Source organism: Vibrio sp. 1562, assembly GCF_033340155.1.
In the GTDB taxonomy this organism is placed as follows: Bacteria; Pseudomonadota; Gammaproteobacteria; order Enterobacterales; family Vibrionaceae; genus Vibrio; species Vibrio alginolyticus.
Genome location: NZ_JAWOVY010000020.1, coordinates 1 through 12,387, shown reverse-complemented (window position 1 = coordinate 12,387; position 12,387 = coordinate 1). Strand labels below are relative to the sequence as shown.

At 42.6% G+C, this 12,387-nt stretch carries 13 protein-coding genes; 3 read left to right on the top strand and 10 right to left on the bottom strand.

What is annotated here, in order from left to right:
- Positions 1 to 46: 46 nt before the first annotated feature.
- Entirely contained in the window at positions 47 to 1,105 is a 1,059-nt protein-coding gene (locus R7Z49_RS18165) for a retention module-containing protein (RefSeq protein ID WP_318111891.1), read from the bottom strand.
- Between the two features lie 861 nt (positions 1,106 to 1,966).
- Here R7Z49_RS18165 and R7Z49_RS18160 point away from each other — a divergent pair.
- Complete coding sequence (locus tag R7Z49_RS18160) at positions 1,967 to 2,218, top strand: YgjV family protein (protein ID WP_005376619.1); 252 nt, start codon at positions 1,967 to 1,969, stop codon at positions 2,216 to 2,218.
- Positions 2,219 to 2,306: 88 nt separating this feature from the next.
- On the opposite strand, the gene R7Z49_RS18155 is transcribed toward R7Z49_RS18160, so the two are convergent.
- Positions 2,307 to 2,588: a DUF2218 domain-containing protein gene (locus R7Z49_RS18155; RefSeq protein WP_005376622.1), complete on the bottom strand. Its 282-nt coding sequence runs from the start codon at positions 2,586 to 2,588 to the stop codon at positions 2,307 to 2,309.
- A gap of 41 nt (positions 2,589 to 2,629) precedes the next feature.
- Positions 2,630 to 4,636: a TonB-dependent siderophore receptor gene (locus R7Z49_RS18150; protein WP_065275235.1), complete on the bottom strand. Its 2,007-nt coding sequence runs from the start codon at positions 4,634 to 4,636 to the stop codon at positions 2,630 to 2,632.
- Positions 4,637 to 4,752: 116 nt separating this feature from the next.
- Here R7Z49_RS18150 and R7Z49_RS18145 point away from each other — a divergent pair, with 116 nt between their 5' ends.
- Complete coding sequence (locus R7Z49_RS18145; protein ID WP_053349178.1) at positions 4,753 to 5,721, top strand: helix-turn-helix domain-containing protein; 969 nt, start codon at positions 4,753 to 4,755, stop codon at positions 5,719 to 5,721.
- Positions 5,722 to 5,808: 87 nt separating this feature from the next.
- On the top strand, positions 5,809 to 6,195 hold the full coding sequence (cueR, locus tag R7Z49_RS18140; protein WP_005376627.1) for a Cu(I)-responsive transcriptional regulator: 387 nt from the start codon (positions 5,809 to 5,811) through the stop codon (positions 6,193 to 6,195).
- Between the two features lie 42 nt (positions 6,196 to 6,237).
- Here cueR and vctC read toward each other — a convergent pair whose 3' ends face one another.
- The 7 genes from vctC to pnuC form a co-directional block, all read right to left on the bottom strand.
- Positions 6,238 to 6,993 (bottom strand): iron chelate ABC transporter ATP-binding protein VctC, encoded by a 756-nt coding sequence (vctC, locus tag R7Z49_RS18135; RefSeq protein WP_025767868.1) that lies wholly within the window; start codon positions 6,991 to 6,993, stop codon positions 6,238 to 6,240.
- A gap of 2 nt (positions 6,994 to 6,995) precedes the next feature.
- Positions 6,996 to 7,946 carry an iron chelate uptake ABC transporter permease subunit VctG gene (gene vctG, locus R7Z49_RS18130; protein WP_005376631.1) on the bottom strand — a complete coding sequence of 317 codons (951 nt, stop codon included), beginning with the start codon at positions 7,944 to 7,946 and terminating at the stop codon, positions 6,996 to 6,998.
- Positions 7,939 to 8,874, bottom strand: coding sequence for an iron chelate uptake ABC transporter permease subunit VctD (gene vctD / locus R7Z49_RS18125; RefSeq protein WP_017820306.1), 936 nt, complete (start codon positions 8,872 to 8,874; stop codon positions 7,939 to 7,941). Before vctD ends, vctG begins: the two co-directional genes overlap by 8 nt.
- 22 nt (positions 8,875 to 8,896) lie before the next feature.
- On the bottom strand, positions 8,897 to 9,805 hold the full coding sequence (locus tag R7Z49_RS18120; RefSeq protein WP_005376635.1) for a siderophore ABC transporter substrate-binding protein: 909 nt from the start codon (positions 9,803 to 9,805) through the stop codon (positions 8,897 to 8,899).
- Between the two features lie 163 nt (positions 9,806 to 9,968).
- Positions 9,969 to 10,649 carry a Crp/Fnr family transcriptional regulator gene (locus R7Z49_RS18115; RefSeq protein WP_186585383.1) on the bottom strand — a complete coding sequence of 227 codons (681 nt, stop codon included), beginning with the start codon at positions 10,647 to 10,649 and terminating at the stop codon, positions 9,969 to 9,971.
- Positions 10,650 to 10,783: 134 nt separating this feature from the next.
- On the bottom strand, positions 10,784 to 11,515 hold the full coding sequence (locus tag R7Z49_RS18110) for a nucleoside phosphorylase (protein ID WP_017635382.1): 732 nt from the start codon (positions 11,513 to 11,515) through the stop codon (positions 10,784 to 10,786).
- 10 nt (positions 11,516 to 11,525) lie between these two features.
- Positions 11,526 to 12,257 (bottom strand): nicotinamide riboside transporter PnuC, encoded by a 732-nt coding sequence (gene pnuC, locus R7Z49_RS18105; RefSeq protein ID WP_213986367.1) that lies wholly within the window; start codon positions 12,255 to 12,257, stop codon positions 11,526 to 11,528.
- Positions 12,258 to 12,387: the final 130 nt, after the last annotated feature.

Below are 12,387 nucleotides of genomic sequence, written 5' to 3'. Positions count from 1 at the left end.
TATCAACAAAGGTGCCAGTAATTGGTGTAGAAGAAGATTCAACGTTTTAAAAAGTAACGTTTTGCGGCGCAGGATCATCGCCATCAATAACGGTTGTCGTAAAATCGATAGGCGCTTGAATGCTGTTACCACCAATATCTGCACCTGTAATATCAAAAGCAATATTGATTTGATCACCGACGATCGATACTTGGCCATCAGCAACAGACGCAACATGGTCAACGCCCTGGCTAATCGTGGTAACGACTTCTAACTCTAAATCACGGCCTACAGATGTCGCTTCGATCTCGATACGAAGCACTTCGTTACCTTCTTGAGTACCGATAATGGCATTTTGCGCTTCGTCATAAACGAACGCCACTGGCTGACCACCAGAGGTAATATCACTGTTAAGCTCAGTCAACAAAGACTCTAAAGAAGACGTTTCGGGTACAAATGAAGCAGTATCAAGTGCGAGATCCCCTGCTTCAACCAGCACACTAGACGAAATGGTTTGCGGGTAGCTTGATAGAGAAATTGAGCCTTCTGTTACGCTAGATTGCAGTGACTGCCCACCATCAGCAAAAATCGTGACATTCAAACCGTCATCTTCGTCGCGATCATCTTCTCCGCTGCGAGTCGCAGACGTTTCAAAAAAAGTAGAAGCGAGTACTTCCGGGTTATTATATTCAACCGTCACGTAGCCAGCATTAGCCGAGCCTTCAGCACCTGCGCCAGCAGCTGTTGCTTCTAAGATAGCGGTAGGGTCAGCTCCGTCTAAAATAGCTTGCTGGATAGCGGCAATATCGTTGGCGTCGAAGTCAGCACTTCCAATAGCCGTTGGGTCAAAAGTCACCAAGCCATTAACTGGAGATTGTACCAATACTGGTTCTAACGGTTCAGAAGAAGGCACAGGAAGACAAGCAACACAATTTGCATCGACCAGATAAAGCTCATTATTTATCTGTACGTCGAGAGAAGCATTATTTTCTGTGATAATAATCTCGCCAGGTCTTAACTCATCCCCCGCTTTTATGACCTTAACGTTTCCATCCAGGCCCAAAACCAAAACTTCACCTTTGACAGCATTTACAATCGCGCTCTGCGGTACCGTGTGCGTACTCATCTGACCTCCGCTAATGGCTTACGTTTCCCATTAACCTTTTTAGATAATTTCTTATTAATTTAGTGCGGCATACTGCACACCTTTATACGATTAAACTAAGTATTGAATCATTAAACAATCGATAAATACCCTACTACCAAGCAACATAAGTAAAACTTACTCGTAGTCACAGAAATGTGACACATGTGCTGACGCGTAGATATCGAATAATTATATGAAATTGATACCTTATTCTGATTAAGTGTAGTTGTTTTAAGAAAAGAAGAGAGATGAAATCATTCAGCTAAACGCCAGACTGCCGGTTGCGATCAATAATGGAAGAAAAGCAATGAGAATGTTGTATACACCGGAGCGTGATGACAGCTTAATCAATATCGGTGACGAAAAAAACGTAACGATTAAATATTGAACAACATAAATTGCAGGACAAAATGCAACGATAAAAAAGTGGCTTACGATATGAATCCCCGCACACCACGAGTTCGGTTTTGTTCTGATATACAGCAAAAAAAACACGAGCAAGCTAATAATAAAATACATAAACACAGCACTTGAAAATAATTATCATTTTCAATGATATGTAAATATTCCCTTACTTTCAATGGTGTTTGAGCTATTAATGTCATCGTTATTATCAATCAACACAATAAGTAAAATTATCAGTAATTCCAGTCCTAAACGTTTGCGTAATCGCTAACCTTCTCTTAACCTTGATTTGAGGCTTTTATCACGGTTTTTCCATTGATATAGTGCGTCCATACAACAAAAAAAGACCATTCGAGGCATGGAGCTTCCTCATTAATCTCAAGATGAGAAGAATTGGTACCGACAAAATTCGGCAGATTTTAAGAGGGTCAAAAAATGGACATGAATATGGTTGAGATTTTAGGTTATGCAGCTTCAATCATGGTCGCTATTTCGCTAACTATGAAAGATATTGTTAAGCTTCGTATCCTTAACTTTATTGGTTGTGCGCTATTTACCGCTTACGGACTAATGATTGATTCTTGGCCTGTAGTATTAACTAACGGTTTTATTGCTTGCGTTAACATCTACTTCCTAGCAAAAATGCAGCAGGAAAAAAAAAGCCTAGAGCCTGAGAAAGCGCAATAGCATTCAAACAATAAAAGCCCGCAAATCATAAGATTGCGGGCTTTTGCTTTTAATATTCCACTTCTATCACAGCATCCCTAAACGAGCGCTAACGAACCCAGCTAAGTGCTAATGTTTCTCGACGAGAAAACATGTCCACATGCGATGAAATGATCGCCTTAACCGTATTCAGTTTCTCTTCTGAATCCGCCTCACAGGTTATAGTTAGGCTAGATGCACAAAGGTTAAACTCCGCTTTTCCCGTCGGAAATGTCACCAAACCGCTATTTTCATTCCAAGTAGCAGGAACCTTTCGTCCAAAATGCCGACAAAGCGTCACTAAGTATTTGTCAGCGTGTTCACTATCTATTCGGGTGCTTTCTTTAATCATGAACTTACTCGTTACTTTGAAACGTCCTATGAAGAACCTTGTTAGAATTGATAAGCTGCAGAGAGTTTGAAGTTGCGACCCGGCTCGTAGTCATCAAGCGTGAAGCCACGTGCAGTACCCGAACGAGACGCATGAGAGCTGTACAACTCGTCAAATACATTATCAATACCAAAGGTCACCGACAGTCCATCAATATCAGACGGCACCCATTGAGCGTATAGATTATGCACATCATAACTTGCTTTCTTTGGCTGACCATCAAAGACGTTGTCTTCCTCTAGAACAAACATTGAGTTCCACCCGAAGATCGTTTCTAAAGCGTCTGACTGGTAATCCAAAGTTAGAGCAATGCTATCACCCATATCAATGCTACGCCCATTGCCCCCAGCAACAGGACCACCAGTATTCTTGTTTTTGGTGTCCGACTTAGAGTAAGAAAGTTTGCTGTTAAACTTGTCGTAACCATAAGAAGCACTTGCCTCAAAGCCTTTAATCTCAACATCACCTAAGTTGTAAATCAGGTAAGTTTGAGTCGCGTTTTGGTACTGGTCTGCAATGTAATCATCAATTTCCGTTTGGAATATCGTAATATTCGCCCCAAAGAAATGCTTATCAAAGGTTTTATCAAAACGAACACCACCCTGCGTGTTCAATCCCGTTTCTGGCTTTAACCCATCCTCTAAAAATGCAACGTCTTGGTAAGCAATAAAGGTTTCCATTAGCTCTGGACCTTTAAATAGAGAGCGTGCACTCGCAAACAACGTCCAATCTTGCGTCACCGCCCATTCTGCTGCTAGAGCCCAAGTTACATCATCATAATTACTGGTTCCTGTCTCAGCTTTGCGTTTGTAATCATCAAAGCGCATACCTGCAGTAATAAAGAAGGCATCAGAGAAGAAGAACTGATCTTCTACAAACAGTGCGGTTGAAATCGCCGATTCGTCCATAAACTTACGACTACCGTAGTAACTCGAAGACGTTTTATCCATGTAGTCGAAGCCATAAGTGACTCGATTATCAAACTCACCTAACATAACATCTGACTGGAATTTGCCATTCAAACCAAAGTTTTGGTTTTTGGCGGTGTTCTTTGATAAACGGTTCGAGGGCCAACGAGGGGCCATCACCGTTTCGTCACGTTTAATTTCTGTCTCGGTATTATAAAGAGTGACGTTTCCTTGGTGTTGTTCGCCTCGCAACTCGTAACTCAAGGTAACGGTATCGCGGTCATAATCCGTAGGGATAAGTAACTTGCTCGACAGGCTATTATTTGCACTACCAGACATATCAGGACGCGGACTGTAATCTCCACTGTCTCGGTACATGTCATAAGAGAGCTCAAAACGATGGATGTCATTTAGTTCATACCCCAGCTTAGCCAGAATGTTGTAAACATCACCTGCAGCACCATAGGTTTTATTGCCATCACCATCTTCAAAATCATCACGCGTAACGTAATGGCCATAGACCATCGCATCAATGTTTTCGGACAAAAGTCCGTACAGTGTCAACGAACCTTGTTGGTTGTCGTTGGATGCATAGCCGCCATAAACACGCGCACCAAACTTTTCATCGTAACGAAGTAAGTCACGAGCGTCTTTCGTTTCAAAGTAGACCGAACCGCCTAACCCGTTTTGAGTCACAGAGTTATTACCTACCTGAATGTCCGCAGATTTGAGAATGTCAGGGTTCAACGTCAAGTTACCAATATGATGGAACATGCTCGCATGCTGAGAAGCACCGTCAAGACGAATGTCCAAATCGGTTTCGCTCAAACCACGAATCGTAATACGTTGATTCACAGAGTGTGTTCCACCAACATCTACACCGGGAATATCGCGCAGTAAATCAGACATATGATCCGCTTGCTTCAGTGACATGTCGTCCGCAAACATCGACTCAGTGTTGCTGGAAACTTTCGTTCCCCATACAACGACCTCTTCAAAATGTGACTCAGTATCTTGAGCTAAAACAGGGGTTGATAGCGCCATTCCCACTGCAAGGCAAAGGCTTGAAAGCTTGATAGGTGAACAAGCAGGGCTTTCCATAACTTCATTCCTAAATATTAATGATAATAATTCTCAGGTATAATAAGCATGAGTTTTATAAATACAAAGGCGATTTGGTTATGCGAAATCGCACAAGTGTTATGAGGAAGTGTCAAATGCAGGAAGTCACAACAAAACGAACTAAAATTGCCAAGATAGCTTTAACCCAAAGACTAAAGGCGACAGAGAAACAATGGATTGTCACGCAAGGCCAACCTTGTCAAACTCAACTGGCCGAAGGTAAGTTCCTATCATATCAGTATAATGATCAAATTTTTGTTCATGGCGGGCGTTGTCTAGAACTTATTGATTCGAATATTGTTTCTACTGCACACGCCTCACTGCTGGTCACTATTCTTTTAGAAGGTAGACTCTCGTTTGGCTACGACGATTTGCAATTTGATTTAGACGCGAGCGACGGCCCTAAGGGTGTAGTGGTGAACTTACTCAAACCTGCAAATTTTCGTCGTTCACTGCTCAAAGATAACCTCATTAATAAGATCAACATATTGGTTAAGCCCCAATGGCTAGAGGCCCGCCTTGAGCAAAATTGTAGTCATCGAGCCTTTTTTAACTCTCATCAGGCGTTTCAACAGTTGGAGCCTAACCAGACGCTATGCGAGTTGGCCGAAACGTTAACAAATAGAGAAACACCGCAAGAGTTCCAAGAAAAGCTAGAGGTCGAAAGCTTGATCTATCAAATATTACATCAAGCCACCAAGCAAATTCCTAAGAATTTCAGTGCTAAAAACAGCAGTATTGAACGACACATTGATGGTCGAATTGAGGATATTGTCAGCTATATTGAAACTCACCTTGATCAAGAACTACGCTTGGAAAAGTTGGCGAGCCAATTCTCAATGAGTGTTTCAAACCTGCAGCGTCGATTTAAACAATCACTTAATATGACCATAAACGGCTACATTCGTTTTCGACGTCTTGAGATTGCTAGGCAACATTTGGAACGTGGCCTAGTGACGATAACAGAAGCCGCCTATGAAGCCGGATACCACCACCCTTCTAACTTCACTTATGCCTTTAAAAAGGCATTTGGTGTGCCACCACATGAAGTGATTAAAGAGTAAGGGGACTCTAGGTAACTGACTGTTATTTAGGAGTGTCTTATCCACAACATCGGTATATACTCGCCTTAAACGTTATGGAGGTTAAACATGAATATTGGTGCCGTCGCGAAGCTCACTGGGCTTTCATCTAAGTCGATTCGATTATATGAAGACAAAGGGATCATATCTCCACCAGCGCGTAGCGACTCTGGCTATCGCGAATATTCAGATAATCATATTCAAGAGCTTAACTTGGTATCACGCGCAAAAAGCGCAGGCTTTTCGTTGCAAGAATGCAAAGAGTTCGTACAACTTGCTCATAACCCCAATCGCAAAAGTAGCGAAGTAAAAGCAAGAACCATGGACAAACTGAGAGAGGTTGAAGAAAAAATTGCACACCTCATGGAGATCAAAACGCAACTTGAAGGTTGGGTTTCTTCTTGTCCTGGAGATGCAGAGAGCCGATGCCCAATCATAGACGAGCTCACCAAGTAAGCCCGCCTATCTATTGATCTCGTTAAAAACGAACTAGCTCGCTTAATGATAAGTACACATGCGCTTACCGTTTAACTCTATGATGTTAAATGGCGTTTCATAGATGTCCTCTAGCGTAGACGCTTGAATAACATCTTCAACCGCACCACTCGCCACAACTTTACCTTTCTTAAGCGCCAATATGACATCTGAGTAACACGCCGCGAAATTAATATCATGAATCACGACCACCATGGCTTTATTCATGTCATGGGCTAACTGCTGCACAACTTTCATGATCTGAAGAGAGTGTTTGATATCTAAGTTATTAAGAGGTTCATCAAGAAAGACATAATCTGTATCTTGTGCAATCACCATAGCAATAAATGCAAGCTGTCGCTGACCACCACTTAATTCATCCAAGTATTTGTCTTGAATATCTTGCAAATCTAAGTAGTCGATCGCTTGTTCTATGACCTCATGATCTTCTTTAGTCAGATTTCCTTTAGAGTATGGGAAACGACCAAAAGAGACTAACTCTTTTACGGTAAACCGCATTGTAATCGAGTTAGCTTGGCGAAGTACTGCCAGTTTTTTCGCTAGCTCTTTTGTGTCCCATTCCGCGATTTCCTTGCAATCAATGATAACACTACCGCCATCTCGCTCCGTTAAGCGCGAGGCCATAGATAACAGCGTGCTCTTTCCCGCGCCATTTGGACCGATAATCGATGTTACCTTGCCCTTTTCAAACTGAGTATTGGCCTCGTCTACGACTTTGTTTGAACCGAAAGCCTTCGTTAATTTGTCTATTACTATCATATTTATACAACTTTGTTTTTCAGCAGCAGGTATAAGAAATACGCACCGCCGATAAAGTTAATTACGACACTCAACGTCGTCTCAAAACTGAACACGTTTTCGATTATCCATTGCCCAGCAAGTAATGAACTGATGGATAGAAACGAACATCCGACCAATAGCGTTTTATGTTGGTAACTTCGGAACATTTCTCGGCTTAAGTTGGTCACTAGTAAACCAAAGAACATGATTGGCCCTACCAAAGCCGTAGAAATAGCAATCAAAACCGCCGAGATAATAAACACATTTCTCGTCACTTTAGGTACATCAACACCCAAACTTTTCGCATTGTCTTGGTCGAGCCAAAACACATCTAAAGTGCGATGCATCCTAAACAACAACCAACATGCAAACATCAAAGCCGGAGCACTAAAGTAAACCAAGTTCACTTTGACATTATTGAAACTGGCGTACAGTTTCGACTGAACAATTGCATATGTGTTTGGGTCCATCAGCAAAGAAAAGAATGACGCCGCATTGGAAAATAGCTGACCAAAGATCAAGCCGACCAATAGCAACGTAATCAAGTTCTTGCTGCCTTTTGAAAAGTAAAACCCAAACAGCAGTAGCGAAAACGACACCATTACAATTACTGCAATCGCGAAATTGACGTACAAGTTAAGAACTAAGGTACTCAACCCACCAAAAATCAACACGATCAAAATTTGGGTTAACACATACAGCGCATCAAAACCCATGATACTTGGCGTTAAAATTCGGTTGTGCGTAATGGTTTGAAATACAAGTGAAGACTGAGCAATGGCCACACCCGCTAGCACTATCGCCAATACTTTAGGAACTCTACGAGACAAAAAATATTGGTAGTTGTCAGCCGTTAGCCCAATACCAATAAACAGACACGCGAAAAGAATCGCAATGCCACCTAGCAGCAGGATTTTCGTTGAATCACGCATGTTGCTTACCTCGCAACAACATTGCGATGAATACCACGCCACCCAATATGCTAATCACGATAGAGATTGGCATTTCATGAGGGAAAATAATTAAACGACTCACCAAATCGCAACACAACACTAAAATGGCCCCATACATGGCCGTAAGCGGAATGTTCTTTTTGAGGTTATCGCCATAAAAGTGACTCACGAGATTCGGTACAATCAGCCCTAAGAATGGCAACTGGCCAACAATCATCACGACACTTGCTGACATGATGGACACCAATAGCACGCCAATCGTCACAACCTGCTGATAATTCAAACCCAAGTTAATCGCGAAATCTTTTCCGATACCTACGGCAGAGATCCTTGCGGCAAAAAGATAGCTGAGGATAACCATTGGTACCGCGATGTACAGCAGTTCAAAATCACCACGCAAGATGTTGGCGAAGTTTGCGACTGTCCAAGCATTCAGACTTTGAAGTGCATCATATTTGTAAGCGATAAACGTAGTCATGGATTGGATGACATTGCCGAAAATAATCCCGACAAGTGGCACAAAAACCACGCTCTTAAATTGAATGCGCTGAATAAAGAAAACAAACGCCAGCGTCCCAAATACCGAGATGCCGAACACGAGCCAAAGGTGATTATCATTACCAAAGAAAACCACGCTCAGTACATAGCCCAGCATGGCACATTCGATCGTACCAGTTGTAGAAGGTGCCGCAAATCGGTTCTGGCTGATTTGCTGCATGACAAGACCCGCAATACTCAAGCCAGCACCAGCAAGCAATATGGCAAATAAACGTGGTATACGGCTGGTAAAGAAAAGTTCTAATGCTTTCTCATCACCTGAAAAGAGTTGTTGGGGCGTCATGTTTGCCACCCCAACAAATAACGAAACCGTGCTTAAAACCACAAGGGTTAGCAATAACTTCTTCAAAGTTAACCTCTGCTATCTTGGATTACAGTTCAACGGTTTGCTTTATCTCACTGACCATTTTTTCTGTTGCTGTCACACCAGACATCGACAAGTACCACGCGTCCACATCTAAATAAGTGATTTTATGATTTTTATATGCCGCAGTCGCTTTGACTAAGTCGTTATCCATGGATTTACGAATATCGTTATCCGGCGTACCTGTCAGAGAATTTCGGTCAACCACGAGAATATTTTTCGGGTTAGCTTCACGAATAAACTCATAAGAAATGACATCTCCGTGAGTGCCCGTTTTCACGTGCTCAACCGTTTCCAAGAAGCCAAAGTCGTTATAAATGACGCCAAATCGCGACTGGGCACCAAACGCGCTGATGTTGTCACCCATGCTCAAAATCGTTAATGCATCATTTTTGTTCGATTGGTTGTAGTCACGGATTGCTTTAAATTGAGCATCTAGCGCTTCAATTTTCTGCTCTACTTTTTCTTCGATATTGAAGATCTTACCAATATTGCGCCATTGCGCTTGCGTGCCTTCCCAATAGCCTTGGTTCTCTTTCGCCGCAAAAACAACTGTAGGGGCAATTTCACTCAGCTCTTCATATTTCGCAGACGCTCGCGGACCAACCAAAATCAAATCCGGTTTTTGCATGTAGATGGTTTCAAAATCAGGTTCAAACAAACTACCCGCAGAGGTGTAGTTATCTTTGCTGTATTTTGAAAGGTAACTAGGAAGATTAGAAGAGTTAGATACTGCAACAGGATCGATACCAAAGTTGTCCAGCGCATCTAGCGGGCCAAAGCCAATCACAACCACACGCTCTGGGGATTGTTCTAGCTCTGTTTGACCCATGTAGTGGTCAATCACAACTTTAGCAGCAAAAGAAGGAGAAACAGTAAATAACGACAGCATAGCCGCACCGACGAATTTTTTCATTTTGTTAAGCCTTAATGAGATCTATTATCATACGCGTTCGCAATATAACGCTACTCTTTAATGCATTCAACAAAATTTAAGGTACTTTACATTAGTTACGTTTACTCAAGACTTAGATATATCAAAGACTTATAAAACTCATCAATTTCAATACCTGGGCGTATCATTCATGCGCATCAATAAACGCTTTGAGTGCCAGCTCATCAATAATCTCCAAACCGTTGTCTGTTTTGGTAATCAATCCCTTTTCAATCAAGTCCTTAACTGCACGTCGATAGACTCGGCCTGAGGTGCCAAACCGCTCAGCCTCTTGGTTCACTTTATCAAAACCACCAAGCAACTTATCCGTCTGATTACGGACGAGAAGATCATAGGCAATGTTGTAAGTAATGGGATGCAACAAACGATTAGTGTAGATATCCATGGAGTCTTGATAATCCTCAGCCAATGCTGAAGCGAAGAACACCATCATTTGGGGATGATTTTGCAGTGCTTCGGTTAGTTTTTGGATACAGATAACATCAACCTGCATATGTTCATCTGCTATCACATTCCATTGACAAGGAGTCTGAGTGAAGAACTCCATTTCACCATAAATATGATAGTCGCAGTTAGCTTCCCCTAATTGAAAACGTCGTCCATTTGCGGCCAATATGTTCATCGAGACTCGACCTACTGGCACAACATACAAGTACTGAAGTTGCTCACCTTGGCGGAGAATTGCTTCCCCAGCATCAAAGTAACGCGAATTTATTTGGCATTGATAAATCAAATCGCGAAAGGTGGCACTCTTTTCTTCAAGGTATGTTTTGAAGCGACCAGTCGGATAAGGGCTGATTTTCATTTTCTGCTCTCTCAGAAAAAGTTACGGACAACTATTTAAGGTGGATTGTACCCCGTAACTCCAAATAAAAAAGCGACAGTGACCTGTCGCTTTACATCTATTCTGTTTATGTGACTTACTGAGATAGAGACTGGCTAACGCTGAGCAACCAAGGCTTCTAATGCCGTAATCGCGGCACTCTTCTCACCTTGCATCATTACTTTGGCCTCATCAACGTACTGACCAACACCTTCTTTCACATCTTGTTGATACAGCACCACGTTGTTTAATATCGAAGCCACATGAAGGCCTCGTAGTCGACCGACCGTAAACAGCGCAGAGGTTTCCATATCTGCACCTAAGATGCCTTTCTTGTTCCAATGTTGGCATATTGCATCCTCGTCATCGGTATAGAAACTGTCGTGAGAACGCACCACACCAAAATGATAATGCACTTTTTGCATCGACAAGTAACGCTCAACTTCCTTTAACAGTGAAAAGCTTGCGTAGGCTGGATAAGACGAATCGACATACGCTTTAGAGCCGCCCTCATCTCTTACCGCGCCTTCGGCAATGATCAACTCGCCAAGATGAATGCCTGATTGCATTGCCCCCGCCGATCCAACGCGTACCACATGAGTCACACCGCACTGTTTTAGCTCTTCCACTGCGATGATCATCGATGGCGCACCTATACCTGTACTACACACTGAAACAGGCTTGCCTTTGTAGTTGCCGGTAAACACACGGTACTCGCGGTTTTCCGACACCATTTCTGCATCATCAAATAATGCCGCGATACGATTCGCTCGATCTGGCTCGCCGCATACAATAACGAGGGGAGCGATTTGTGTTTCATCCACTCCGATATGAGGTTGTTTGGCCATTTTTCGTTCCTTACGCAGCAGCGTGCGCTAAGGTTTTATCGCCATTGCGCTTAGCGCTACGAGCCCACTCACGCGTGCCATTGGCAGCGATGAACATAAGAATCGCGTACTGAACAGACATTGCGTAAACACCTTGCGTCGCGTAGATACCCACACTGATAATATTAATCACGACCCATAGAATCCAGTTTTCGACGTATTTACGTGTCATCAGAATTTGTGCAACAACAGAAAGTACTGTCATGGTCGCATCCCAGAACGGAAACGCGTCAGGTTCAAGCACCGGTTCAGCCAAGCCAGCACCAAAGAGATTCAAGCTATCAACAGCAATGTTTGCTAGCGCAAAGAAAAATGGGTCGATATAGATCGTTAATAATGCGATACATGCAACGCTAATAGAGGCAGTAGTAATAAGTTTCTGTTTATTTAACCAGCGAACTTCCAGCGTTTCACCTTGTGCGTTTGGACGGGTCCACGCATACCAGCCGTAAATGTTCGCACAGAAGAAAAACAATTGAAGAAGCAATAATCCGTATAACTGAATTTGAAAAAAGATAACGGCAAAAAGCGTGACATTCAGCAAACCGAATAAGTAGTTGATGGTTTTTTCTTGGCTGGCAAACCAAATGCAAAGCAGTCCAAAAACGGTACCGAAAGCTTCGACCCAACTCATTGCGTAGCCGTCGCCGATCGGAATGTTAACGAGAGTATTATTAATATCGAGTAAGGCAAAGAGGTCCATAACATGTCCTTTATTATTTTGTTTGGAGTACGCTTATATTAGAGTGTGATCCCCAGTAAATTACCACCTTCTAAAGAAGGTGGCTTTGTGTGAGCCCCCTAAAAGGGGGCCTTTGTTTAGTCCAGCGCCA

What these genes read in the sequence shown, in the direction of transcription:
- vctG (WP_005376631.1), bottom strand. Translation starts at nt 7,946, where the DNA reads ATGCGTGATTCAACGAAAATCCTGCTGCTAGGTGGCATTGCGATTCTT.
- R7Z49_RS18145 (WP_053349178.1), top strand. Translation starts at nt 4,753, where the DNA reads ATGCAGGAAGTCACAACAAAACGAACTAAAATTGCCAAGATAGCTTTA.
- R7Z49_RS18120 (WP_005376635.1), bottom strand. Translation starts at nt 9,805, where the DNA reads ATGAAAAAATTCGTCGGTGCGGCTATGCTGTCGTTATTTACTGTTTCT.
- vctC (WP_025767868.1), bottom strand. Translation starts at nt 6,993, where the DNA reads ATGATAGTAATAGACAAATTAACGAAGGCTTTCGGTTCAAACAAAGTC.
- R7Z49_RS18110 (WP_017635382.1), bottom strand. Translation starts at nt 11,515, where the DNA reads ATGGCCAAACAACCTCATATCGGAGTGGATGAAACACAAATCGCTCCC.
- R7Z49_RS18165 (WP_318111891.1), bottom strand. Translation starts at nt 1,105, where the DNA reads ATGAGTACGCACACGGTACCGCAGAGCGCGATTGTAAATGCTGTCAAA.
- cueR (WP_005376627.1), top strand. Translation starts at nt 5,809, where the DNA reads ATGAATATTGGTGCCGTCGCGAAGCTCACTGGGCTTTCATCTAAGTCG.
- R7Z49_RS18150 (WP_065275235.1), bottom strand. Translation starts at nt 4,636, where the DNA reads ATGGAAAGCCCTGCTTGTTCACCTATCAAGCTTTCAAGCCTTTGCCTT.
- R7Z49_RS18160 (WP_005376619.1), top strand. Translation starts at nt 1,967, where the DNA reads ATGGACATGAATATGGTTGAGATTTTAGGTTATGCAGCTTCAATCATG.
- R7Z49_RS18155 (WP_005376622.1), bottom strand. Translation starts at nt 2,588, where the DNA reads ATGATTAAAGAAAGCACCCGAATAGATAGTGAACACGCTGACAAATAC.
- R7Z49_RS18115 (WP_186585383.1), bottom strand. Translation starts at nt 10,649, where the DNA reads ATGAAAATCAGCCCTTATCCGACTGGTCGCTTCAAAACATACCTTGAA.
- pnuC (WP_213986367.1), bottom strand. Translation starts at nt 12,257, where the DNA reads ATGGACCTCTTTGCCTTACTCGATATTAATAATACTCTCGTTAACATT.